The following is a 22,972-nucleotide window of genomic DNA, read 5'->3' as shown; positions in this document are numbered from 1 at the left end:
CTAGGATGCGCAAACGCGGAATTATAGGAGGGATGCCGTGACGAAGGAACCGAAGTTGCCGCCGGAAGAGGATCTGGGCGAGGAGTTGCGCCGGGATCTGGAGAAACTGGTGGAGGGGGAGCTGGCCGTGGAGGACTTGACCGCCAACAAAGTCGCCTTCCTGCGCGCCTGGCTAAAGGATGACCTGCACCGCGCGGTGGACTATCTGCGCGGCCTGGGCGGCGAGCTACAGACGCTGGAAGAGCGCAGTGGCAGCTGGCTGCTGGACGCCGCCGATCCGACCGAGACCGCCTGGCCAAACCTGATGCGCTGCATCAAACAGGGCAAGCCCTGGGCGCTGGCCGGCGAAAGGGTGGGGCACGGCGAGGAGCTGCAGTGCCTGGGCTGCGGTTACCGCGTCACGCCACCGGAGAATAGCCAGATAACCCCCTGCCATCGCTGTGGCTACGGCTGCTTTCGACAGATAGAGGGCGGCCTGGAACGCTGATGGAGGTGCACGCCATACTGACCACGCTGGTGATGCCCCCACTGGCACCACTGTTGGGGCTGTTGCTGGCGTTGGTCCTGTATTTTTTTCCCGCAACTTCACTGTTCGCCAAATTGTCATTGCCGCTGGCTATCCTTTCGTTCGCCGTTTTGTGGGTTTGCGCGACGCCGGCATTTTCCACCTGGCTCGGAGAGCGGCTGGGCAAAAGCACCGAGGCACCGGACGCGGTACCGCAGGCGGTGGTGGTGCTCGGCGGGGGCCGGTATCGGGATGCCGGTTCCGGCTCTGAGCGGCTGTCGGCCACCAGCCTTGAGCGGGTGGCCTGGGCCGCGCAGCGGGCGCCGGCCCAGTTGCCGGTACTGGTTGCCGGCGGGCGTGTCTACGAGCAGGAGCAGCTCTCGGAGGCGAACCTGATGGCGGACGTGATGCAGGAGGTGTTCCAGCGTCCCGTGACCTGGCGTGACAATTGCAGCCGTACAACGGCCGAGAACGCAGTCAATACCGCAGCCATTTTGCACGATTCCGGCGTGGAGAGCGTTGTGCTGGTTACGCACTGGTGGCATATGCCCCGTGCAGCCGAAGTCTTCGCCCGCGCTGGACTGCAGGTGCGGCCGTTGCCGGTCGGCAGCTCTGCCGAGCTGCTGCCGCGTGCCCAGGGCGGTTTGCTGCGCTGGATGCCGAGTGCTGCGGCAATGCTGCGCACTCAGTTGTATTGGCGCGAACTGCTGGCGCGGCGCTGGTATCGCTGGATGCCCCTGCCGGCCGTCAGGTCCTGCTGAGGAACCTTTTGGAGCGGTGGCGGCCCAAAGGGTTTGGGTCACGATGCAGCCTTGTCTGCTAAACACACCGGGCATAAGATGGCTGACCCAGCAGCATAAGCCCGTAGATTATTGTCATATGGAGCAGTGGCTGTGGATAGCAACCATAACAATAAAAGAGGTATCGCTGAGATGAAGGGTATTCCCGCATCTTTTTCCCCCATTCAACTGCACAACCGCCTCAATCGCGCCGTGTGGATTGGTTTCAAGCGCGTGATTCGAGACGACCGGGAGCTGGTGTTCCTCTGTGCCGGTAGCGAGGGTGCCGCGCAGGTGGGCAAGAATTTCGAGACGTTTGCCGGGCAGATTGTGCGGGAGTTCCGCATCAATCCGGCGGAAGTGGATTTCGTCGAGCTGCGCTGCGATGGTGAAGAGCACCAGTGGTATCGCTGGCACGCGCAGTGGGTCGGTTCGGCGCCGATGGAATGTAAGGCGGAGCTGGTGTCCAGCGAATCCGGCCGCCGTTATCTGTCGCAGGCGCTGAGTCGCAGTGTAGAGGCCGCCTAGGCCCTGCTCAGGGCCGAGCGGGGTAATCCCCTTCGGTCCGCTCCCCTAGACCGGCGCTAGACCCGCGCCTTGTTGGCGTGGCCGTTACCCGGCAACAGGTCCGCGAGGGCCTGCTCCAGCGTTGGAAACTGGAAGCTGTAGCCGCTGTCGAGCGCGGTGCGCGGTTCCATCCTCTGGCTGGCGAGCAGCAGCTCTTCTGCCATCTCCCCGAACATCAGTTTCAGCAACCACGCCGGCGTGCGCAGCAGGCTCGGTCGGTGCAGCTGCTTGGCCAGCAGGCGGGCGAAGCTGTTGTTGGTCACCGCTTCGGGCGCACAGGCGTTGAATGGCACGCACAGGTGTCGGTCGATGGCGTGCAGCATCAGCCCGACAATATCGTCCTCGTGAATCCAGCTCATCCATTGCTCGCCGGAACTCATCGGGCCGCCGAGGCCCAGGCGGAATGCCGGCAGCATCTGCGCCAGGGCGCCGCCGCGGGTGGAGAGGACGATGGCGGTGCGCATGATGCCGACGCAGATACCCGCCTGTTGCAGGGGCAGAGTGGCGGCCTCCCAGTCCCGGCACAGTTGCGCGGCGAAGCCGCCGCCGGGAGGGCTGCTTTCCCGCAGCAGGTCGCCACCGCGATCTCCGTAATAGCCGACCGCCGAGCCGGACAGGAAGTAGCGCGGCCGTGGGGCCTGGGAAAGGGACCAGCGTACCAGCTTGTCGGTGATGCGCAGGCGCGAATTGCGAATCTGTTCTCGGCGCTTCTCTGTCCAGCGGTGGGTGATCGGTTCGCCCGCGAGGTTCACCACCACGTCAACCGGCGTGTCGACTTCCTGAGGCTCGCGGCAGGCCTGTGCCTTTTCACCGCACAGTTTTCGCACCTTGTCGGGTTGGCGGCTCAACACGGTCAGCGTGTCGCCCCGGGCCAGCCACTGCTGGCAGAACAGCCGGCCAATCAGACCGGTGCCGCCGCTGATTAAACAATGCATAGGGTAGGCATCCTTGCCATGCTCCAGTCAGTGTATCCGCTTTTTCCAAATGCGAATTTGCTCGCGGTTACGGCATACATAGTAGCAGCCCGAGACCGGAAGCCGGCTCGGGCACAAATACAGCGGAGTTTAGGTGATATCCGTGGGGGTGAGGGTGAAATGCCGCGCCCTTGTGCGGCGGCACGGCGGGGTGCCGGGCGTTGTCAGTCGGCGGCCTGGCCGATAGCGATGTTCGCCTGTGCACTTCTTTTGCGTCGTAGCAGTGTCGCCGCGGCGAGCATCGGCAGCGCCAGGGCGAACACCAGCGATATACCCGCCAGCATAAACGGCGTAGCGCCGTGCCTCGCAGTTATTGTTCCCACCATATTGGCACGTTCGAATTGAGGCAGTTTTTCCACAATGCGGCCGCTTGGATCGACGATGGCGGTCACCCCGGTGTTGGTCGCGCGCACTAGATAGCGGCCGGTTTCCAGCGCGCGCATCTGCGCCATTTGCATGTGCTGCAGCGGGCCGATGGAGTCCCCGAACCAGGCGTCATTACTGATGGTAAGCAGCACCTGGGCCGGCAGGGCGGTATTGGCGACCAGGCGCGGATAGACGATCTCGTAACAGATCAGCGGCGCCCAGCTGACGCCACCCGCGCTCAGCGGTTGCTGACCCTCTGCACCCGGGCGAATGAAGGAGGTGGGCAGGTCGAAGAATTCGATGGTCCCGCGGATCCAGTCTTCAAGCGGTACATATTCTCCGAACGGTACCAGGTGGCGCTTGTGATAGACGCTCGGACTGCGGCCGAAGACAGCGGCGGAGTTGTGGATCACGCGGCGGCGTTCGGCACTGTTGTCCTCGCGGTCGTAGAGTACACCGCTGATCAGGTCTATCCGGGTCTGTTCGGCGTTGCGTTGCAGCGCCTGCATCAGGTTCGGCGCCTGGCCGTAGAGCAGCGGCAGCGCCGCCTCGGGCCAGATGATGACGTCGACACCCTGTTCGCTCAGCGCGCGAGTGCCGTCCTGGTAGCGGCTGATGGTCTCACCGCGGAATTCCGGTAGCCACTTCTTGTCCTGGGGGATATTGGCTTGCACCAGTCCGATGGTGATTTCCTTGCCGTCCGGCTGGGTCCACTCCACCTGCGCCAGCAGTGCGCCCAGGGGCCACGGCAGCAACGCCGCTCCGATCAGAGCCAGAGTGGCACCCTGGCGGAATGGCGCCAGGCGCCCGGTTGCGGCGAGGGCGATGACCGCCGCGGTGAAGGCCAACAACAGTCCGATACCGTAGACACTTAACACCGGCGCCCAGCCGGACAGCCAGGTGTCGATATGGCCGTAGCCGGCAAACAGCCACGGGAAGCCGGTAAAGATCCAGGTGCGCAGCCATTCGCTGATAAACCAGAGCGCGGCAAAGGCGAGCGCGAAGCCGGTGGTGTGGTTGGTAAATCGCCCGAGCAGGTAAAAGGGCAGCGCCAGTAACAGCGCCATGATGGCGACGAAACCGCCGGTCAGCGCCAGTCCCAATGGCACCGAGGAGTTGCCGAATTCGGTGATGGAGACATAGACCCAGGAGCCGCCGGTGCCGAAGAGCCCCAGACCGTAACAGAAGGCGATCCACCATGCACTGCGGCCGCGCAGCGGCTGTCCGCCGGATGCACGCAGCAACAGCCAGGCCAGGGCGGACAGCGACAGCAGGCCGCACATCCAGAAATCGTAGGGGGCCAGAGAGAGTGTCATCAGGCCGCCAGCAGCAGCGCTGGCGAGGGGAAAGAGTAGTCTGTGCATTATCGGTTTCGTCGGGTCATCTTTGCACTTGAGCGGTACTGCTGCCGGGAAAAAGCAAGAAGCCCCGCCAGCGGGGCTTCGCGGTACTCCTCTGCGGACGGGGCGCAAGGGGTCCGGCATCAGTACCCGGGTCACTTAGTCCGGAGATCTGTTGCGGAGTTCAGTTTCCCGAGGTCAGGTTTCTTCCTCTGGCGGTCTTTCCTTACGGCTGACCCGCAGCAGGTGAATCTGGCGGTTGTCCGCATAGAGCACCCGGAACATAAAGTCGCCCAGGCGGGTGCTCTCGTCGCGTCCCGGCAGGTGACCGAAGGACTGCATGATCAGGCCGCCGATGGTATCGAACTCCTCTTCGCTGAGTTCGCAGTCGAAGTACTCGTTGAATTCTTCGATCGGTGTCAGCGCCTTGACGATAAAGTCGTTGTCACCGACTTTGCGGATAAAGCTGTCCGCCTCTTCCTCATCGGTCTCGTCTTCAATTTCGCCGACGATTTCCTCGAGAATATCTTCGATGGTGACCACGCCGGAGACACCGCCGTATTCGTCAATCACGACGGCCATGTGGTAGCGGTTTTCGCGGAATTCCCGCAACAGGATATTGAGGCGCTTGCTCTCGGGGATGATATTGGCCGGACGGATAATATCTTCGAGCTGGAATTCTTCCAGGCCCTTGAGCACCAGCGGCAGCAGGTCTTTGGCCAGCAGAATACCGCGGATGTCATCGATACTCTCGCCGATCACCGGGAAACGGGAGTGGCCGGACTCGATGATTTTCGGCAGGAACTCCTCGGGCTTGTCCTGCAGGCTGACCACCACCATCTGCGAGCGGGGGATCATGATCTCGCGCACCTGCTGGCTGGAGACATCCAGCGCGCCCTCGATGATGGACAGGGCCTCCGCGTCTACCAGCTTGTTGTCCGCGGCATCCTTGATGATATCCAGCAGTTCGTCGCGGGACTTGGGTTCGGCGGAAAAAGCGCCGAATAGTCGCTCGAGCCAGTTCTTCTCGCCCGATCGGGACTTGCTGGATGACTGACTACTTGGGGGTTCGTCTGTGGTCATGGAAGTGGCCATGCTCCGGTTTTCTCTCGTCTGTACTCTAGTCTGTAGCGCTGGGTGGCTGTACTGCTTCAACGGTACGTGCGCTGTTATTCCTTCAATTCTTCCGCGGGGGCATAGGGGTCCGCAAAACCGAGACCCGCCAGCAGGCCTGCTTCCAGCTTTTCCATCACCTCTGCGTCGGTGTCTTCGATATGGTCGTAACCGAGGAGATGCAGTGTGCCATGGACCACCATATGTGCCCAGTGCGCAGAAGGCGCTTTGCGCTGTTGCTCCGCCTCCTGAGCCACAACAGGGGCACAGATCACAAGATCCCCGAGTAGTGGGAGATCCAGGTCCTCCGGAAGCTCGGCGGGGAAGGACAGAACATTGGTCGGTTTGTCCTTGCCGCGGTACTGGCTGTTGAGCTGGCGGCTCTCCTCCTCGTCGACGATACGCACCGCCAGTTCCGCGGTATCGCGGCGTCCCGAGAGGGCGGCCGCGACCCAGGTGTGGATACTGTCGTCGGAGGGGAGGTCGGTGCAGCGGCTGGCCCGCTGCACGTCGAGATGTAAATCGATCATGGCGCTCGAACGCTGGCCTCAGGCCGCGTCTTCATCCGGTTTGGCCGCCGACATCGCCTCGCGCTCTGCCTCGTGGATGTCGTAGGCTTCGACGATGCGCTGTACCAGCGGGTGGCGCACCACGTCCTTGGCACCGAAATGGGTGAAGCTGATGCCGTTGACCTTGCCGAGCACCTCGATGGCGTGGCGCAGGCCGGAGGCCTGTCCGCGGGGCAGGTCGACCTGGCTCGGGTCGCCGGTGATCACCGCGGTGGAGCCGAAACCGATCCGGGTCAGGAACATTTTCATCTGCTCGCGGGTGGTGTTCTGGCTCTCGTCGAGGATCACGAAGGCGTTGTTCAGCGTGCGGCCGCGCATATAGGCGAGCGGCGCCACTTCGATGACATTGCGCTCGATCAGCTTGCCGACTGTCTCGAACCCGAGCATTTCATAGAGGGCGTCGTACAGGGGGCGCAGATAGGGATCCACCTTCTGGCTCAGGTCGCCGGGCAGGAAGCCGAGCTTTTCGCCCGCCTCCACGGCCGGACGCACCAGCAGGATGCGCTCGACCTGATCCTTCAGCAGCGCCTCCACCGCACAGGCTACGGCGAGATAGGTCTTGCCGGTACCGGCCGGGCCGACACCGAAATTGATGTCGTTGGTCTGTACCGCGCGCACGTATTTGCGCTGGTTCAGGCCGCGGGGGCGCACGGAGCACTTCTTGGTGCGGATCAGTACTACCTGCTCCGCCTCGCCGCTCTCACTCGCGTCGTTCTTGTTCAGAAGCTCCTCGACACCGGCCTGCTGCAGGGCCAGGTGAATCTCGTCCGGCGTCAGGTGATCCCGTGTCCCCGTCTCCTTGTACAGGGAACTCAGCAGTTCACCGGCGGCGCGGGCGGACTTGGGCTCTCCGTAAAAGGCAAACTGATTGCCGCGATTGCGGATCTCGATATCCAATCGCTGTTCAATCTGGCGCAGGTGTTGATCGAATTGGCCACAGAGGTTGGCCAGGCGGCGGGCGTCGTTGGGCTCAAGAGTGATACTGTGAGCGAGAGTATGAGTTTCCAAATTGGTTTCCGTGCACCTTTATCTGGGGGTTTCACTGCTAGGGTATACCCATTTTCCCAGTAGGGGAAAGGGTAGAGTGCGACAAATGGGTTCTAACCTTATATAGCCTTTATAACGGGTTGGTATTACAGAACCGGGAATACTTGCCTTGGCGTAGCGGACGGGAGCGGCGCGTCACCGCTCCCGTGATTGGGTAGATAGGCTTACATCAGCGGGCCATCGAGCTCTGAGGCTACCAAATTGCCGCGCAATGAGTTCGGCAGCGCCTCCTCGATCAGTACATCGGCGAATTTGCCGATCAGCGCCAGATCGTCGGCACGGAAATTGACTACCCGGTTATTTTCGGTGCGACCCTGCAGCTGGCCCGGGTCCTTTTTCGACACACCGGTCACTAGTACCCGCTCGGTGTTGCCCACCATGCGGCGGGCAATTTCCGCCGCCTGCTGGTTGATGCGGTGCTGCAGCAGCTGCAGGCGCTGTTTCTTCACTTCTTCCGGCGTGTCGTCCGGCAGGTCCGCCGCCGGTGTGCCCGGGCGCGGGGAATAGATGAAGCTGAAGGAGATATCGAAGCCCACGTCCTGGATCAGCTTCATGGTGTCCTCGAAGTCCTTGTCGGTCTCGCCGGGGAAGCCAATGATAAAGTCGGACGACAGGCAGATATCCGGGCGGATTTTCTTCAGGCGGCGGATCTTGGATTTGTACTCCAGTGCGGTGTGACCGCGCTTCATCGCCATCAGTATGCGGTCGGAACCGCTCTGTACCGGCAGGTGCAGGTGATTCACCAGCTCCGGCACTTCCGCGTAGACATCGATCAGCGCATCGGAGAACTCCACCGGGTGCGAGGTGGTGTAGCGGATGCGGTCGATGCCGTCGATGGCCGCGACATAGGTGATCAGCTCGGCAAAGTCCACGATCTGGCCGTCTTCGCCGGCGGCGCGGTAGGCGTTCACGTTCTGTCCCAACAGGTTGACCTCGCGCACCCCCTGTTCCGCCAGGTGTGCCACTTCCTCCAGCACATCCGTCACCGGGCGGCTGACTTCCTCGCCGCGGGTGTAGGGCACCACACAGAAGGTGCAGTACTTGGAGCAGCCCTCCATGATGGAGACGAAGGCGGTCGCGCCTTCTGCCTCCGGCTGCGGCAGACGATCGAACTTCTCGATCTCAGGGAAGCTCACGTCCACGACTATGGCGCCGTTGTCCTGTTGCCTGGTCTCCATCATTTCCGGCAGGCGGTGCAGGGTCTGCGGGCCAAAGATCAGGTCCACGTAGGGAGCGCGCTTGGCGATAGCCTCGCCCTCCTGGCTGGCGACACAGCCGCCGACGCCAATCACCAGGTCGGGATTTTTTTCCTTCAGGTGCTTCCAGCGGCCCAGTTGGTGGAACAATTTTTCCTGTGCCTTCTCGCGAATAGAACAGGTGTTGACCAGCAGTACGTCCGCCTCTTCGGGATCGTCGGTCGGCACCATGGCATGGGATTCGCCGAGCAGGTCGCGCATGCGCGCGGAGTCGTACTCGTTCATCTGACAGCCGTGGGTCTTGATATAGAGCTTTTTCACCCCGGTTTTGGGCGTGGTTTCGGACATATCGTGCCTGATCAAAAACTAGTCAATTAAAATGGTGGGGCATTATAGCGATACCGTCAGGCACTGCATAGACGGCTATATTAGCTGCGCAAATCCTGTGCTATTCTTGCGCGCTTTTTCGGGCACCGCCCGTATTGAGACGAGAACCCAGCCGGGGTAATGCCCCCTTTCTGAGAGTCCTATGGCCAACCCTATTTACAAAGTCATTTTCCACAACCAGAACCAGGTGTACGAGCTCTACGCCCGGGCCATCTATCAGAGCGATATGTATGGCTTCATCGAGGTGGAGGAGTTTGTCTTTGGCGAAAAGGCGCAGCTGGTAGTGGACCCCAGCGAGGAGAAACTGAAGAACGAGTTTGCCTCTGTAACCCGTTCCTATATCCCGATGCACAGCATCGTGCGCATCGACGAGGTGGAGAAAGAGGGCGTGGGCAAGATCGTCGAAGTAAAAGGCGACAAGGTCACCAAGTTTCCCTTCCCGACCCCGATTCGCCCACCGGTAGATCCCGAGTAAACGTCCACTCGCGGCGGCGCTCTGCCGTCGCCATAGTTCTCCCCAACTTTATATTCATACTTCCCGGCCAAACTGCGGGCGGTATGCCTTCTCCACCTGTCGGGCCATACGAGCGGCGGATAAATCAGCCCGCACGATGCGCAATCAACAACGGCCGCCCGGAAGTGAGAGGGCGATAGCTGCCTCATTACTCCGCTGAATCCTGTCGGTGGCGGCTTGTTCTACTTTAAGCAGCTCTCCAGCGCCGCTCTCGCAGTACCGTTCATCGCATTCGCCCCTGCGTTTCTGTCGGCCGGCTATTCTGAGAGATAAGGAAAATTTTCGCTGCACCGCGAGCCGGCAGCTGAAGCTGCGCGGGTAAGCGCACGGATGTATTTCTGTCAGCGGAGAGCCAGACCGAATCAAAACCTAAATGTAGTGGATGTCTTTTAGGTGAAGTCATGACCTCAATCCCGGCAACCAAAGCCGCAATTTCCGCCCTCCGACTAGAAGAGCGTGTAGAACGCGACGTCAAGGCAGGCATTCCCGAGATCGACCGCGACAGCCATACCGAGAGCGAGGAAAGCCTGCGCTCCTATGTGCTGCGGGAGATCATTGGCAAGGTCCACGAGGGCAGGCAGGAGCAGCTCGATGAGCAGGTCGAGGCCCGCAACGAAGTGGGTATCCGCCAGCTGTATCAGGAAATCAAGAGTACAGAAAGCACCATCCGCAAGAGAGTTGGCAGCCGCTTCGCGGTCATTTCCCAGGACCTGAAGAGGGCGGCCAAGGAGCTTGCATCCGTGCGTACGGATCTCGAAATATTCCGGCACAGGAACGGCCTGACCCGGGATGCCATCTACCGGGAATCAAAAATCCTGCATTACTCGATCATCTTTTTTATCGTTATTTTCGAGACCGCACTGAACTCCTTTTTTCTGTCCAAGGGTAGTGAGTTGGGACTGGTAGGCGGTTTCTTCCAGGCGTTTATCATTTCCCTGGTCAATCTCGGCCTGGCCGCTTTCGCCGCGGTCGCCCTCAGAAACAGTTTTCACCGCAATATCGCCCGCAAACTGTGTGCACTGCTGGTGTTTGCGGCGATCGGCGCGCTGGCCACGGCGTTCGTGCTCGGCGTCGGCCACTATCGCGAGGCACTGGAAGTGAATCCCTTCATCGCCTCCAAGCTGGCGGTGCTGAACCTGTGGGGGGATCCCTTCGGTATTCACGATTTCAATTCCTGGATTATGGTCATCGTCAGCGGCATTGCGCTGATACTGCTGACGGCGAAATTCTTCGTGGTGGATGACCGCTATCCCGGCTACACCGCCATGACCCGGAGGGTGACGAATCTGCAGGACCAGTGGGCCAGGAGCTGTGCGGAGGCCATCGAGGAGATCAACGGTGTGGCCGAGCAGTCCCAGCAGGAACTTTCCGACAAGGAGCGAGAGATTCGATCCCAGTACATCAGCTTCAAGTCCAGCATCGAGCGCAGTGAGGAGATCCGCAATCACTACGAGGAGGATATCGTCAAGGCGCAGGGACTGCTGGATGAGCTGGTCCGCTATTACCAGTCCTACTCGGCGCGAATGATGAACCGCCGGGCGGCCTATTTCGGCGAGTTGCTGCGCTTCGAGCTGGACAAGCTGCCCAAGCTGAATACCACCGGTCTGGAGCAGCACAAGTGTGATCTGTCCGCATTCGACCAGACTCTCGGGGAACTAGACCAGGCCTACGCGGATTCCATGGCGGCCATCCACAGCCACTGCCAGGAAGTACAGAAGGAGCTGGCGGCCCTGATCGGCGCCATTGAGCGGGACAACGGACTGAGTGGCATGTGATGAGAGTTTCCCGCGGAGGCATGTCAGCCGAGGACAAAAAGGGGGTAGCGATTTTCGCGCTCGGGCTGGCGCTGCTCTGCGCGCTGGCCGTATTCATTTTCGTGGTCATCAATTCCCCGGACAAGGACTATGACAAGGTCACGCTCTGCAACGAACATACCCCCAGGTATGTCCATCACTTGCTGGTCATCGATGTCTCCGATGCCCTGTCTCCCCACCAGGAACAATTCCTGCGCACCCATATTTCGGGGTTGCTGCAGAACGCCAGGGTAAATGACCGTTTTTCTATTTTCGTGCTGGACGAAAAATACAATGGCCTGTCAGATCCGGTAATTGACCTGTGCAAACCGAAATCTGCCGATCAGGCGGATATGCTCACGTCGAACCGCAACTTCGTCGAACGGCTGTATCGGCAGCGTTTTGAAGCGCCGCTCGAAAATGCCATCGCTTCGGTGGTTGCTGCCGGGGAGCAGAAACGGTCGCCGATATTCGAGGCACTGTCGGATATCGCCGCGTTGCGGAGGATCGATCCACGGGCAGAGGATATCCAGCTGACGATTGTCAGCGACATGATCCAGAACTCCAGGGCCGGGTCGGTCTTCAATGCCGGCGCGGAGGCGATTGATGGCCTGCCGCCGATTGACCTGCGCCGGGCCAGGACGAGGGTGTTCTGGCTGGATCGGGAAAAATACAAGCGTTACCAGACCGTCGATTTGGCCAGCAGCTGGGAGGATTATCTGGCGAGTGTATCCCGGTTCGAGCAGATCGAGCGGATCAGGAATTAGCGCGCAATTCTATTCCTGCCAGTCAATGCTGTGCATCTTCCGGCCAGCGTCGCGACTGGGATGCTGTCGATGCGTACTACGATCACCTGCTGTTGTGGGATAACGAACGGCGCCAGATCGCCGGTGCCTACCGGCTGGCAAAGACCGAGCGTCTGATGCCGGAACAGATCTACAGCAGTACGCTGTTCAATTACCCGCGTCCACCGCAGCAGTGCCTGCCCGCCTCCGCGGAACTGGGACGCAGTTTTCTGTTGCCGGAGTACTGGCGTGGCCGCGGTCTGGATCTGCTCTGGTGCGGAATCGGTCAGTGGGTTGGACGCAACAATGTGCGTTACCTGTTCGGTCCCGTGTCCATGCCCGGAACCTTCTCCGGGCGGGCCAAGTCGGCGATAGTGCGCTACTTCCTAAATCACTATGCCACCGACAATCCCCTCGGCGCTGCGCGCCTGCCGTTTGTCGAAGTGCGCGATGACCTGCCGCCACTGACCGGCGATGCGGCGCAAGACATGATGGTGTTGAAGCAGATCCTGAAAGAGGAGGGGGTAATGCTGCCACCGCTGTTCAGGAAATACACCGCGGTGACAAAACCGGGCGGAACCAACTTCCACGCATTCAATGTGGATCCGGATTTTTGCGATTCGGTGGACGGGCTGGTGGTGGTCGACCTGGAGCAGGTGGATCCGAAATTCGCCAGGCGTTATCTCGGCGGCTGAAGGCCAGCTGGCCTCAGGAGCGACCGACAGCCGCGATCGATATTCGAACCTGTCTCAGAGACCTGTTCCTGAAGGGCTTCGAGCGACCCTGCAGCCGGTGACCGTCCGAGAAAAAACCTCATCGGTAAATATTTCCCGGACGGTCACCGGCTGCAGGGGCTCGGCGTCAAGTTCCGCCGTTCTTTTCCGTTAGAGTTTCTCCAGCTGCTGGCGCACGCTGGCAAGCTTCACACAAAGCACGAACACCGACATGGCCGTATCCAGTTCTTCCAGCGGCGGGAAGCTCGGGGCGATACGGATATTGCGGTCTTCCGGGTCCTTGCCATAGGGGAAGGTCGCGCCGGCCGGTGTCAGCTTTACGCCGGCGTCTGCGGCGAGTTTGACCACCGCCGCGGCGCAGCCCGGGCGGGTATTGAAGGAAACGAAATAACCGCCCTTGGGTTTTTCCCATCCGCCCAGGTCCGAATCGCCGAAGGCGCTTTCCAGCTGATTCAATACGCACTCGAACTTCGGTTTCAGTATCTGTGCGTGCTTCTGCATATGTTCCCGCAGCATGGTGAACTCGGCGAAGAAACGCGAGTGGCGCAGCTGGTTTACCTTGTCCGGGCCGATGGTCATGGCCTGCATCTGCTTCTTCAGTGACGCCAGATTGGCAGTGCTGGCGCTGACAAAGGCCACGCCGGCGCCGGCGTGAGTCACTTTAGACGTGGAGGCGAACTGCAGGACGGAATCCGCGGTGTCATGTTCCTGTGTCGCGGCGCGAATGCTGGGCAGGTTGACCTGCTGCTCGAGATCGTGGATCGCGTAGGCGTTGTCCCAGAAGATGCGGAAGCCGGGATTGGCGAACTGTCCAAGTTGCGCCAGGCGGTCGACGGTTTCCTTGCTGTAGGTAACGCCGGTGGGGTTGGAGAACTTCGGCACGCACCAGATACCGATGATGTCCCGATCATTGCGAATCTGTTCCTCCACCGCGTCCATGTCCGGGCCGCTGTCGGTCATCGGCACAGTCACCATACCGATACCGAGTTGTTCACAGATGGAGAAGTGGCGATCGTAGCCGGGTACCGGGCATAGAAACTTCGGTGACTGCAGCTCCCGCCAGGGTTTACTGCCGGCGAAGCCGAACAGGTAACCGGTCAATACTGCGTGGTACATCAGGGTCAGGGAGCTGTTGCCGCCGGCGAGGACCTCCTCGGTGGGTACCTGCAGGATATCCGCGCCCAGCTCGCGCGCGCAGACCAGGCCTTCCAGGCCGCCGTAATTACGGGTGTCGGTGCCGTCGGCGGCACGGAAGTCGCCATTCAGTATGCCGTCCAGTCGGTCGGACAGATGCAACTGTTCTGCCGACGGTTTGCCCCGGGTGATATCCAGGCTCAGTTCATGCTGGCAGATGCGCTGGTACTGCGCGCTGAGTTCCTTTTCCCATTCCTGTAACTGGTCGCGTGTGGCGGAGTCGATACGCACGAGGTTCCCCTGTCTGATCAATGGAAGCGGCGAGCTTAGCAGCCGCAGGTGGGATTCGTCAGCTGTCTCGGCGATAAAAACGGCTTTGCGGGCCGCTTATTGTGTAGCGAGGACGCGAAAGTCGTGCGCGTATTCGCGCAGGGTTCTGGTCAGGTGTCGGCGCTGTGCCTCGGTGGTGCTCGCGAGAATTTTATGGCTCAGTTGGCGGGCCTGGCGGTGCCGCTGCTCCTGCATCTGCCGGTAATCATCGGGCCAGAGCTGTTCCGGGTTCAGCAACAGGTCGCGCATCTGCGCCAGGTAGCCGTCGGGCTTGCGGCGCAGCAGATCGACAAAGCGAGCCTGCCAGATCTCCCTCTGCTTGTCGCGCAGCAGCGGGTTGTAGGCCACGTGCGAGACCCAGTCGGCAATCATTTGCTCCTGTTCGGCGCTCAGGGAGCCGAGCCAGCGTTCGCTCTGCTTGCGAATCTGCTTCTTTCTGCGCCGCTCAATTTTTTCCGGAGACTTTTGCCACTTCTCCAGCGACTCTTCGCGCTTTTCGCGCAGGTTCTGCTCCAGTTCATCAATCTGCGCATCGCTCAGTTGCGCGGCCAGCGGCAGCAGCAGGTCGTAGAGCTGGGTGCTGGCGGTATCCCAGAATGCTCGTACCTGATCCTCGATTGAGGCCAGCTCTACTTTTTGCAGCTGGCCCTCGTCGACCTCGTCGGCGAGTTGGGAGAGGTAGTCGGCGTAGCGGGGTAGCTGGGTCTGGCGGTGCCAGTGGTGGAAGCTGTCGAGGGCACCCTGCAGCTGGCCCTTTTGCGTGCTGGTGAAGTCGACATAATCATCGATCTGCCAGCGCATCCAGAGATCCAGCTGGTTGTACGCGAACTGAATACTGGAGCAGCTGCTGAGGAACAGCAGCACCAGAAACAGCGTGGCCGTGCGCCACGATCGCCGCAGTAATTCCGTCGCCGCCATTCACGCTTCCCTATGATCATTGGCCTGCAGGATCTGTCGGGCCAATCATTAGCATAGCCGAACCGCACCGGGAACTTTGGCGGCGCAATATTGTGAACCGCTCTGCAGACGAGGGATATCACGGGCTGAATCAGAGCTTGCTTAGTTAATCCACACCTCGACGCGGCTGTTTTTGATCGGTGCCTGTTCGCGATCCGCTGTCAGTGGCGCAAAAGCCCCCAGTGCGAGGATTCTGCTGTCACCCAGCTGGTGATCCCGCAGCAGTGCGCCTTGGACTTTGAGAGCGCGGAAGCGGGAAATGATATCGGTGATGTTGCTGTTGGACTTCTGATCGGAAAAGCCCACCAGGGTGAGACTGAGTTCGCGGTCGGCATTGTCCATATACTGCTCCAGGCGGTGCAGGTCCTTGAGGGCGCGGCTGTCCAGTTCCGAGCTGCCGTCGGCAAAACGGAAAGAAATACTGAGGCGTTCCGCCTTTTCCATCAGTGCCCGGTAGGTTTCGGGCGCGTTGGGGTAGGGCGTCATTTTAAGCGCCACCGGTGTCAGGTTGATGAAACCCGTTTCCGCGACCAGTTCCTGCCCTGTGGGTGACTCGACGAACTGCAGGAAGCTGTCCACGTGCGGCTTGTACTGGCTGGGGTTCTTGTACAAATACAGGCGCCGGGTCAGCGGGAAATCTTCGGTGGCAATGATGCCGCGGTCGGGTATCACGGCGGCCAGGTCGCCGGCCTTGATCGCCACTTTCTTTACGTCTGTGGCATCGGCGAAGGGCAAGTAGCCGATTGCGCCGGGCTGGCGCAGCACTAACTGATGGGTCTCTGCATTGCCGGAAACCTCGTAAACATTGCCCGCCGCAGGCTGACTGCCACCAAATACTTCCCGGTCGAAAGTGGCACGGGTACCGGATTCGATATCCCGGTGCAGGGGGCGGATCGGCAGGTCCGGGCCGCCGAGTTCGGCCCAATTGAGAATTTCGCCACTGTAAATCTGCCGGAGCTGCGCGATGGTGAGCTGTCCGATCGGGTTGCGCGGGTGAACGGCGATAACCAGTGCATCCAGACCGATCACATGCTCCGCCTCGGCGCCGGTGAGATTGCCGAAGCGCGCCAGCATTTCCAATTCCTTTTGTTTGATCTGGCGTGAGGCCATGCCGATATCGGCACTGTCGCTGTGTAATGCCTTGAACCCGGTGCTGGAACCGAGGGCGACGATGGGCACCTCTACAGCGTGTCCGTCCAGCCTGGCGCTGATCCAGTGGTGCTCGTCGTCGCTGCGTTGTTTTATGTCGGTGGCTTTAAGACTGTGCAGATAGCCTTTCACCAGTCGCGGGGCCAGCTCGGCGCCGACGGTGTTGGAGCCGGTGAGGCGGAACAGCGTTTTTGATTCTGCCGCCAGTGCTGGTGTCACCAGTAGTTGGCAACAAAGAAGCGCAGTCGCAACAGCGCGTATGGACAAGCCCCCCATTTAGATAACCTCTCGCTTGCATCCTTGTAGGGAAGTATTCGGCACGAATTCCGCCGTATTCGTTGTTGTGTTGCTGCAGACTGAAAGATTCAGTCCGAACGGCTGGCGGTTCGTGTCGTGCGGGCAGCGCTCAACTTCAGAGCGCCATTCCGGGCGGGCGCTTTATCGCAGAAAAATGTGACATATTTGTTACAGGCTGGCGGTAATGACTGCGCAGTTTTAGCAGCTAGGTTTCGGAGTGTCTGCACTAACTCTGTATGCACTGGTTGGCGACCACTCGTGGTCGGGATGGCGTCGGCACTGCGGCGAAAATCCCCTATGCACTTTGCCGGTCGCAATGATCGGAAACTTGTGCAGAGCGCGCTGCACTCATCTTGGACCAGAGTAGTCGTGCACGGCCGTGCCAGGTTCAGGACGCCGGTGGGCGAGACCGCTATCAGCCTTTATACTTCGATGTCTTCGAATGGGAAATCGGTCTTTTTAGGGCCGACTGCAGCCGCGGAGACGGCTTCCATTGTGTTTTTTTACCAAATGAGATGACAACGCTGTCATTGCTGCTGTAGTATCCCTCCTATATTGGCACTGGCGCCCTCTGCGCGCCGGCCGGCTTCCCGGGGGAAATGTAGTGGGAAGCCCGGTAAAGACACATAACAATACAGAATCTTAGAGGCCGGTACAGATGGTTGCTTTGAGAGATAGGGACACACTTTATATTGGTATCGATGGCGGTGGCAGTAAATGCCGCGCCTCTATTGTGGACGCCGACAGCCGGGTCCTCGGTACCGGTGTGGCCGGACCTGCCAACCCGTTACACGGCTACGCTCAGACCATCGACTCCATCGTGCGCTCCGCCGCCCTGGCCTTGGCAGACGCCAAGCTGCCCCCGGAAACCCTCGGCGAGCTGGTCGCCGGCGTCGGCCTTGCCGGCGTCAACATGCCGCGCCTCTACAATGAAATGGCCTCCTGGGCCCATCCCTTCAAGAAAATGTACCTCACCACCGATCAGCACTCTGCCTGCCTCGGCGCACATCGTGGCGGTGACGGCGCCGTGATCATTGCCGGCACGGGTTCCTGCGGTTATGCCTGGGTGAACGGGCAGGGCAAGCTGGTGGGCGGTCACGGTTTTCCGCACGGTGACAAGGGCAGCGGTGCCTGGATGGGCATGGAGGCGGTCAAGTACGTGCTGATGGCACTGGATGGCCTGGCCGAGGATTCCCGCTTGAAAGGCGAGGTGCTGAAGGCACTCGATGCCCACGACGCCAACGAAGTATTCGAGAAGATCGGCGGCAAATCCTCCAGCCACTATGCACGCCTTGCGGTGCCGGTCATCGAATGCGCCGAGGCCGGCGATCCGGTGGCGGTGGCGATAGTGCGTGATGGTGCCGCCTATATCAGCGACCTGGCCGACAAATTGCTGGAGCTGAAGCCGCCGCGACTGTCGATGATCGGCGGCCTGGCGCCGCGTCTGCGCCCCTGGCTGGCGCCGCACGTGGTGCAGCGCCTGGCTGAGCCACTGGATGCGCCGGAAATCGGCTGCGTCTACTTCGCGCAACAGTCGCTGGCGCAGGAAAGCAGCGACACGCGGTCGGTCACCGAGGAAGCCGATACGAAAGCCCTGTTTGGATAACGGAAGCCGAGATTCTTATGACTGCAGCAACTCCCGCCGAGACAACCCAGGTGGATAGCGTTATGGCTATGACTGTGATGGAAACCGAGGCCCGCGAGGCGCCTGCACGCATTGCCGAGCAACTGCAGGGCAACGCCGCCACCATGGCGCAGCTGGGTGAACGACTGCGCCGAGAGCCGCCCAGGTTCGTGATGATCGTCGGGCGCGGCTCCTCCGATCACGCCGGCGTATTTGCCAAGTACCTGATCGAAATCGAAACCGGGACGCCCACTTTCGCCGCGGCGCCATCCGTCTCCAGCGTGTACGGCCGCAAGTTGAAGCTGGAAGGTGCGCTGGTACTGGTGATCTCCCAGTCCGGTCGCAGCCCGGACATTCTCGCCCAGGCCAGGATGGCGAAAGAGGCGGGTGCCTATACCGTGGCGTTGGTCAACGATGAAAGCGCGCCGATCAAGGATGTGGTCGACCTGGTGGTGCCGCTGAAGGCCGGACCGGAAAAAGCAGTCGCCGCGACCAAGAGCTACCTGGCCACCCTGTCCGCGGTATTACAGTTGGTGGCCAACTGGACCGAAGATCCGGCACTGCTCGACGCCGTCAACAGTCTGCCGCAAACCCTCACCGAGGCGGTGGATTCCGACATCCAACTGCGTCCGGAGGATCTGGCGGCAGTGAAAAACCTGGTGGTGCTCGGCCGCGGTCCCGGTTACGGCATCACCCGCGAGCTGGCGCTGAAACTGAAGGAAGTCTGCAATATCCACGCAGAGTCCTTCTCCAGTGCGGAATTCCTGCACGGCCCGGTGACACTGGTCGAGCAGAAGCTGACCGTGGTCAATGTGCCGATCGAGGATGAATCCTTCGAGGCGCACAGCGAGCAGATCGCCGACATCATTCGTCGCGGCGGCACCCTGGTGAATCTGCATGTGCCGAGCAAGGGCGTGCATCCGCGCGTGGCGCCGCTGGCGCTGCTGCAGCGTTTCTATATCGATGTCGCCCATGTCGCAGTCAGCCGCGGTATCAATCCGGATGAGCCGGCTGGCCTGAAGAAAGTCACCCAGACCCGCTGACAAACCGGAGAGAATTCCAGTGCGCACACTGATCGCGGAGCAGCTTTTTGACGGCGAACAGATTCGCCGCAATATTCCGCTGACCATTGGCGACGACGGCCGTATTCAGTCCGTCGGCGGCGAGATTTCCGTCACTGCCGAGCGGCTCAGCGGTCTGCTGGCGCCAGGCCTGATCGATGTGCAGGTGAACGGCGGTGGCGGTGCGCTGTTTAACAACGACCCGACCGTCAATGCGCTGGGCAAGATGAGTGCGGCGCACGCGCGTTTTGGTACCACGGGTTTCTTACCGACGCTGATCACCGACCGGGTGGATGTCATGCGGCAGGCCGCCGATGCGGTCAGTGCAGCCATGCGCGAGCGCGTTCCCGGTGTTATCGGCGTGCACTTCGAGGGCCCGCACCTTAGTGCGCCGAAGAAGGGCACCCACGAAGAAAAATTTATCCGCCCGCTGACCGACGATGAGCTGGCGATTTACGCCCGTGATGACCTGGGAATCAAGGTGGTTACCCTGGCACCAGAAAATGTGTCGCCGGACGATATTCGCAAGCTGGTGGCGCTGAACGTCAAGGTGTGCCTCGGCCATTCCAATGCCGACGGCGCAACCGCCGCCGCCGCGCTCGCGGCCGGCGCCACCGGCTTTACTCATCTGTATAACGCGATGTCGCCACTGCAGTCGCGCGAACCGGGCATGGTGGGCACCGCGCTGATCAGCGACGGTGCCTGGTGTGGGCTGATTGCCGATGGCCACCACGTGTGTGCCGAGGCCATGTCGCTGGCGCTGAAGGCCAAGCCGCGCGGCAAGATCATGCTGGTGACCGATGCGATGTCGCTGGTGGGCAGCGACGCAACCAGTTTCCCGCTGTTCGACCGAGTGGTAACACGCGAGGGCGACAGGCTCACCTCCACCACCGGCGAGCTGGCCGGTTCGCACCTGGACATGGCCAGTGCGGTGCGCAACATCAGCGACTGGTGCGGTGTGGAGCTGGCGGAAGCCCTGCGCATGGCGAGCCTGTACCCGGCACAGTTCCTCGGCGTGCAGGGGGGCAACATAGCAGCCGGTGCGCCGGCGGACTTGATTCTGTTGGATGAGAAATTACAGGTTGTGAAGACCTGGATAGGTGGCAGGGTAGTCTATCCGCACTGACTTCCGCCAAGCGAATATAAAGATAAGACCATAACGATAAGAAGGTACTCCTATGGAAACCGCGGCTATCAATGAAAGTGCTCACAGTGGGCCAAAAAGCAACCTGCTGCCGATGGCGATTATTGGTTTGCTGTTTTTTATATTCGGCTTTGTCACCTGGTTGAATGGTGCCCTGATTCCGTTTCTGCAGACCATCTGTGAGCTGACCGCCTTCCAGGCCATGCTGGTGGCTTCCGCTTTCTATATTGCTTACACCGTCATGGCGCTGCCGATGGCGGCGATCATCGAGCGCACCGGCTATAAGAATGGTATGGCGCTCGGGCTGGCGCTGGTGGGGGTCGGGGCACTGATTTTCATTCCCGCCGCTTACAGCCGTCTGTTCGGTGTTTTTCTACTGGCGCAGTTTGTCGTGGGCTCTGGCCTGACTGTTCTGCAGACTGCCTCCAATCCCTACGTGGTCAAGTTGGGCTCCAGCGAAACCGCGGCGGTGCGTATCTGCATCATGGGACTGCTGAACAAGGGTGCCGGTATCGTGGCGCCGTGGGTGTTTGCGGTACTCGTGATGGCCGGCATCACCGGCATTTCTGAGTCTGAATTGGCAGCGCTGTCCGCGACCGCCAAGGATGCCAAACTCGATGAGCTGGCGGGCCAGCTGGTCAACCCCTACATCGGCATGGCGATTCTCGCCGCTGTGCTCGCCGTCGCCATGACGTTTGCTCCGTTGCCCAATATCGACGATGAGGCGCTCGCCGGGCAGGAAGATGCCGCGGTTACGCTGTCCGGGCTGATGAAGTTTCCGCAGCTGGTGCTGGGATCTCTGGCGCTGTTCTTCTACGTCGGTGTCGAAGTGATCGCCGGTGACGCTATTGGTCTGCTGGGCAAGCAGGCGGGCATGGACACCGCGGCGGCGTCCGTACTGACCTCCTATACGATGATCTTCATGGTGCTCGGGTACATTTACGGCACCATTGCTATTCCGCGCTTTATCAGCCAGCAGACTGCGTTGTTGATCTCCGCCGTATTGGGAATTGCCTTCACTTTCCTGGTGATGACCGGCTCTCTGGAAAGCTCGGCTTTCTCCGCGGCGACCTTGTCGCTGTTCGGTTTGCCGGAGATTCCGAATGCGGTGTTCTTCGTCGCGCTATTGGGATTTGCCAACGCAATGTGCTGGCCGGCGATCTGGCCGCTGGCGCTGGAAGGGTTGGGGAAGTTCACCTCCAAGGGCGCGGCACTGCTGATTATGGGAATTTCCGGCGGCGCGATCCTGCCGCCGCTGTACGGCCACTTTGCCGATACCGGCGATGGTCAGTTCGCCTATGTGATAGCGATACCGGCTTATATTTTCATCCTGTTCTACGCCCTGAAGGGGCACAAGCTGCGCAGCTGGAATTGATACTTTTTGATGTGACCCGTCTGTTGTTTTTCTCTCTGGTTCTCGTCATCTTGCCCTCTTCCTGAGGGCTTTTTTATGCGCGCAACCTGGCTTGCTGCAGGTGCCGAAGCAGCATTCGCGCGCAGATAGGAAATTGGTTACTTCGGTGCCGGACCGCTGGAGTCCCTGACCACCAGTGTGGGGGTGAATTCCCGCTGGATGCCCGCCTCCTTGCTCGCCTTGCCGTTTTCCGCCGCGCTCTTGCCGCGCGCCTTGCTCAGGACCAGCGCCGCGGCGCATTTGGCGATTTCGTTATTGGGCTGGTGGGCAGTGGTGAGTTTCGGCCACGTCTGGCGGGAGAAGGGGCTGTCCTCGAAGCCGACGATGGACAGCTGCTCCGGAATTTCAAAATGCATTAAGCGCGCGGCGAACAGTGCGCCGGCAGCCATTTCGTCGTTACTGGCAAATATGGCCGTGGGCGGATTGTCGGATTGCAACAGCTTCTTGGCGCCGGTCACGCCCGAGTCAAAGGAGTATTCGCCTTTCAGGATCAGGCTCTCCTCAACGGGCAGGCCCGCATCCTCGAGGGCGCGGCGGTAGCCGTCGAGGCGGCCGTGGGTGGACACGTGTTCCTCGCCACCGCAGAGAAAGCCGATGCGTTTGTGACCCAGTCCCAACAGGTGCTGAGTAATATCGTAAGCGGCCGCACTGTCGTCGACCTGAATACAGTTTTCCTCGTCGTCGTGCGCTGCCGCGGCAGAAACGATACGCACATAGTCCACGTTCAGCGACTTGACCGTGTCGATAACCGCTTGGGTTTCGGAGAACGGCGGGGTCAGTACAAGTCCTGCGATCTTGGAATGTTCGACCAGGTTCTTCAGTTCATCGTGGACTGATGCAGACTTGGAATTGCTGGGATGAATCAGCAGCTCATAGCCGCGCGCCTTGCATGCCTCGAGGATGCCGTTTTGCATATCGATCACGTAATAGGCGTTCGGGTTGTCGTAGATGAAAGCGATGGTATAGGAGCGGGTGCCGGCCAGATTGCGTGCGGCCAGATTGGGCTGGTAGTTCAGCGCGGCCACGGCGTCCATGACTTTTTTCCGCGTGGCGGGACGCACCGAGGGTTCGTTGTTGATCACGCGGGATACGGTCTTGATGGAGACGCCGGCCATAGCGGCGACATCGTTGATGGTGACTTTCATCTAGGCGCTTGTCCTTATTTTAAAAGCCTCTGTGTGCCGGGCCGCCAG

At 60.6% G+C, this 22,972-nt stretch carries 21 protein-coding genes; 11 read left to right on the top strand and 10 right to left on the bottom strand.

All coding sequences use genetic code 11. The annotated features are described in order from the left end of the window. Positions 1–37 precede the first annotated feature (37 nt). The 3 genes from BLW36_RS06815 (at position 38) to BLW36_RS06805 (ending at position 1,812) form a co-directional block, all read left to right on the top strand. Positions 38–487 (top strand): zinc ribbon-containing protein, encoded by a 450-nt coding sequence (locus BLW36_RS06815; RefSeq protein WP_091386386.1) that lies wholly within the window; start codon positions 38–40, stop codon positions 485–487. Continuing rightward, complete coding sequence (locus BLW36_RS06810; RefSeq protein WP_091386384.1) at positions 487–1,266, top strand: YdcF family protein; 780 nt, start codon at positions 487–489, stop codon at positions 1,264–1,266. The genes BLW36_RS06815 and BLW36_RS06810 overlap by 1 nt, the downstream gene beginning before the upstream one ends. 171 nt (positions 1,267–1,437) lie before the next feature. Then, positions 1,438–1,812 carry a hypothetical protein gene (locus BLW36_RS06805; protein ID WP_170833144.1) on the top strand — a complete coding sequence of 125 codons (375 nt, stop codon included), beginning with the start codon at positions 1,438–1,440 and terminating at the stop codon, positions 1,810–1,812. Positions 1,813–1,868: 56 nt separating this feature from the next. Here the strand turns inward: BLW36_RS06805 and BLW36_RS06800 are convergent, their stop codons facing one another. From BLW36_RS06800 to miaB, 6 genes are all read right to left on the bottom strand, one after another. Then, a complete protein-coding gene (locus BLW36_RS06800) occupies positions 1,869–2,786 on the bottom strand; it encodes a TIGR01777 family oxidoreductase (protein ID WP_091386380.1) in 918 nt (305 codons plus the stop codon). Between the two features lie 203 nt (positions 2,787–2,989). After that, entirely contained in the window at positions 2,990–4,555 is a 1,566-nt protein-coding gene (gene lnt, locus BLW36_RS06795) for an apolipoprotein N-acyltransferase (RefSeq protein ID WP_091386377.1), read from the bottom strand. A gap of 174 nt (positions 4,556–4,729) precedes the next feature. Next, complete coding sequence (locus BLW36_RS06790; RefSeq protein ID WP_425286743.1) at positions 4,730–5,626, bottom strand: CorC family transporter; 897 nt, start codon at positions 5,624–5,626, stop codon at positions 4,730–4,732. Between the two features lie 74 nt (positions 5,627–5,700). After that, positions 5,701–6,174 carry an rRNA maturation RNase YbeY gene (gene ybeY / locus BLW36_RS06785; protein WP_091386375.1) on the bottom strand — a complete coding sequence of 158 codons (474 nt, stop codon included), beginning with the start codon at positions 6,172–6,174 and terminating at the stop codon, positions 5,701–5,703. 18 nt (positions 6,175–6,192) lie between these two features. Beyond that, positions 6,193–7,221 (bottom strand): PhoH family protein, encoded by a 1,029-nt coding sequence (locus BLW36_RS06780; protein ID WP_091386373.1) that lies wholly within the window; start codon positions 7,219–7,221, stop codon positions 6,193–6,195. A 203-nt stretch (positions 7,222–7,424) separates the two neighbouring features. Next, entirely contained in the window at positions 7,425–8,804 is a 1,380-nt protein-coding gene (gene miaB / locus BLW36_RS06775; RefSeq protein ID WP_091386371.1) for a tRNA (N6-isopentenyl adenosine(37)-C2)-methylthiotransferase MiaB, read from the bottom strand. A gap of 181 nt (positions 8,805–8,985) precedes the next feature. Between miaB and BLW36_RS06770 the strand changes: the two genes are divergently transcribed. The 4 genes from BLW36_RS06770 (at position 8,986) to BLW36_RS06760 (ending at position 12,630) form a co-directional block, all read left to right on the top strand. After that, positions 8,986–9,318 (top strand): DUF1820 family protein, encoded by a 333-nt coding sequence (locus BLW36_RS06770; RefSeq protein ID WP_170833143.1) that lies wholly within the window; start codon positions 8,986–8,988, stop codon positions 9,316–9,318. A gap of 440 nt (positions 9,319–9,758) precedes the next feature. Then, positions 9,759–11,132, top strand: a complete 1,374-nt coding sequence (locus BLW36_RS06765) for a hypothetical protein (RefSeq protein ID WP_091386369.1) — start codon at positions 9,759–9,761, stop codon at positions 11,130–11,132. Further along, positions 11,132–11,917, top strand: a complete 786-nt coding sequence (locus tag BLW36_RS17100) for a hypothetical protein (protein WP_139304828.1) — start codon at positions 11,132–11,134, stop codon at positions 11,915–11,917. Before BLW36_RS06765 ends, BLW36_RS17100 begins: the two co-directional genes overlap by 1 nt. Further along, a complete protein-coding gene (locus BLW36_RS06760; RefSeq protein WP_091386367.1) occupies positions 11,803–12,630 on the top strand; it encodes a GNAT family N-acyltransferase in 828 nt (275 codons plus the stop codon). The genes BLW36_RS17100 and BLW36_RS06760 overlap by 115 nt, the downstream gene beginning before the upstream one ends. A 189-nt stretch (positions 12,631–12,819) precedes the next feature. Here the strand turns inward: BLW36_RS06760 and BLW36_RS06755 are convergent, their stop codons facing one another. From BLW36_RS06755 to BLW36_RS06745, 3 genes are all read right to left on the bottom strand, one after another. Further along, positions 12,820–14,094 (bottom strand): aspartate aminotransferase type Ic, encoded by a 1,275-nt coding sequence (locus BLW36_RS06755; protein ID WP_091386365.1) that lies wholly within the window; start codon positions 14,092–14,094, stop codon positions 12,820–12,822. 96 nt (positions 14,095–14,190) lie between these two features. Next, on the bottom strand, positions 14,191–15,051 hold the full coding sequence (locus BLW36_RS06750; RefSeq protein ID WP_091386363.1) for a DUF6279 family lipoprotein: 861 nt from the start codon (positions 15,049–15,051) through the stop codon (positions 14,191–14,193). Positions 15,052–15,192: 141 nt separating this feature from the next. Continuing rightward, entirely contained in the window at positions 15,193–16,458 is a 1,266-nt protein-coding gene (locus BLW36_RS06745) for a phosphate ABC transporter substrate-binding protein (protein ID WP_170833142.1), read from the bottom strand. 736 nt (positions 16,459–17,194) lie between these two features. Here BLW36_RS06745 and nagK point away from each other — a divergent pair. Genes nagK through BLW36_RS06725 form a run of 4 tightly spaced genes read left to right on the top strand, consistent with a single transcriptional unit; the run spans position 17,195 to position 21,740 of the window. Further along, complete coding sequence (gene nagK / locus BLW36_RS06740; RefSeq protein ID WP_091386359.1) at positions 17,195–18,142, top strand: N-acetylglucosamine kinase; 948 nt, start codon at positions 17,195–17,197, stop codon at positions 18,140–18,142. A gap of 17 nt (positions 18,143–18,159) precedes the next feature. Next, positions 18,160–19,203, top strand: coding sequence for a glucosamine-6-phosphate deaminase NagB-II (gene nagB-II, locus BLW36_RS06735; RefSeq protein WP_244506153.1), 1,044 nt, complete (start codon positions 18,160–18,162; stop codon positions 19,201–19,203). Between the two features lie 19 nt (positions 19,204–19,222). After that, positions 19,223–20,347, top strand: coding sequence for an N-acetylglucosamine-6-phosphate deacetylase (gene nagA, locus BLW36_RS06730; RefSeq protein ID WP_091386356.1), 1,125 nt, complete (start codon positions 19,223–19,225; stop codon positions 20,345–20,347). 52 nt (positions 20,348–20,399) lie between these two features. After that, the gene (locus BLW36_RS06725) at positions 20,400–21,740 is read left to right on the top strand and encodes a sugar MFS transporter (RefSeq protein ID WP_091386354.1); all 1,341 of its coding nucleotides are present in this window, start codon (positions 20,400–20,402) and stop codon (positions 21,738–21,740) included. Positions 21,741–21,877: 137 nt separating this feature from the next. On the opposite strand, the gene BLW36_RS06720 is transcribed toward BLW36_RS06725, so the two are convergent. Beyond that, on the bottom strand, positions 21,878–22,924 hold the full coding sequence (locus tag BLW36_RS06720; protein WP_091386352.1) for a LacI family DNA-binding transcriptional regulator: 1,047 nt from the start codon (positions 22,922–22,924) through the stop codon (positions 21,878–21,880). Between the last annotated feature and the right edge of the window lie 48 nt (positions 22,925–22,972).

The sequence above is a fragment of the Microbulbifer marinus genome (genome assembly GCF_900107725.1).
Taxonomy (GTDB): domain Bacteria; phylum Pseudomonadota; class Gammaproteobacteria; order Pseudomonadales; family Cellvibrionaceae; genus Microbulbifer; species Microbulbifer marinus.
The sequence above is the reverse complement of the archived record's forward strand: the minus strand, read 5'-3'. Positions and strand labels throughout refer to the sequence as shown.

Bases quoted from the DNA above. Each gene is read 5' to 3' on its own strand.
- BLW36_RS06810 (WP_091386384.1), top strand. From the start codon at position 487: ATGGAGGTGCACGCCATACTGACCACGCTGGTGATGCCCCCACTGGCA.
- BLW36_RS06805 (WP_170833144.1), top strand. From the start codon at position 1,438: ATGAAGGGTATTCCCGCATCTTTTTCCCCCATTCAACTGCACAACCGC.
- BLW36_RS06800 (WP_091386380.1), bottom strand. From the start codon at position 2,786: ATGCATTGTTTAATCAGCGGCGGCACCGGTCTGATTGGCCGGCTGTTC.
- lnt (WP_091386377.1), bottom strand. From the start codon at position 4,555: ATGCACAGACTACTCTTTCCCCTCGCCAGCGCTGCTGCTGGCGGCCTG.
- BLW36_RS06790 (WP_425286743.1), bottom strand. From the start codon at position 5,626: ATGGCCACTTCCATGACCACAGACGAACCCCCAAGTAGTCAGTCATCC.
- ybeY (WP_091386375.1), bottom strand. From the start codon at position 6,174: ATGATCGATTTACATCTCGACGTGCAGCGGGCCAGCCGCTGCACCGAC.
- miaB (WP_091386371.1), bottom strand. From the start codon at position 8,804: ATGTCCGAAACCACGCCCAAAACCGGGGTGAAAAAGCTCTATATCAAG.
- BLW36_RS06770 (WP_170833143.1), top strand. From the start codon at position 8,986: ATGGCCAACCCTATTTACAAAGTCATTTTCCACAACCAGAACCAGGTG.
- BLW36_RS06765 (WP_091386369.1), top strand. From the start codon at position 9,759: ATGACCTCAATCCCGGCAACCAAAGCCGCAATTTCCGCCCTCCGACTA.
- BLW36_RS17100 (WP_139304828.1), top strand. From the start codon at position 11,132: ATGAGAGTTTCCCGCGGAGGCATGTCAGCCGAGGACAAAAAGGGGGTA.
- BLW36_RS06750 (WP_091386363.1), bottom strand. From the start codon at position 15,051: ATGGCGGCGACGGAATTACTGCGGCGATCGTGGCGCACGGCCACGCTG.
- nagK (WP_091386359.1), top strand. From the start codon at position 17,195: ATGGTTGCTTTGAGAGATAGGGACACACTTTATATTGGTATCGATGGC.
- nagB-II (WP_244506153.1), top strand. From the start codon at position 18,160: ATGACTGCAGCAACTCCCGCCGAGACAACCCAGGTGGATAGCGTTATG.
- BLW36_RS06725 (WP_091386354.1), top strand. From the start codon at position 20,400: ATGGAAACCGCGGCTATCAATGAAAGTGCTCACAGTGGGCCAAAAAGC.
- BLW36_RS06720 (WP_091386352.1), bottom strand. From the start codon at position 22,924: ATGAAAGTCACCATCAACGATGTCGCCGCTATGGCCGGCGTCTCCATC.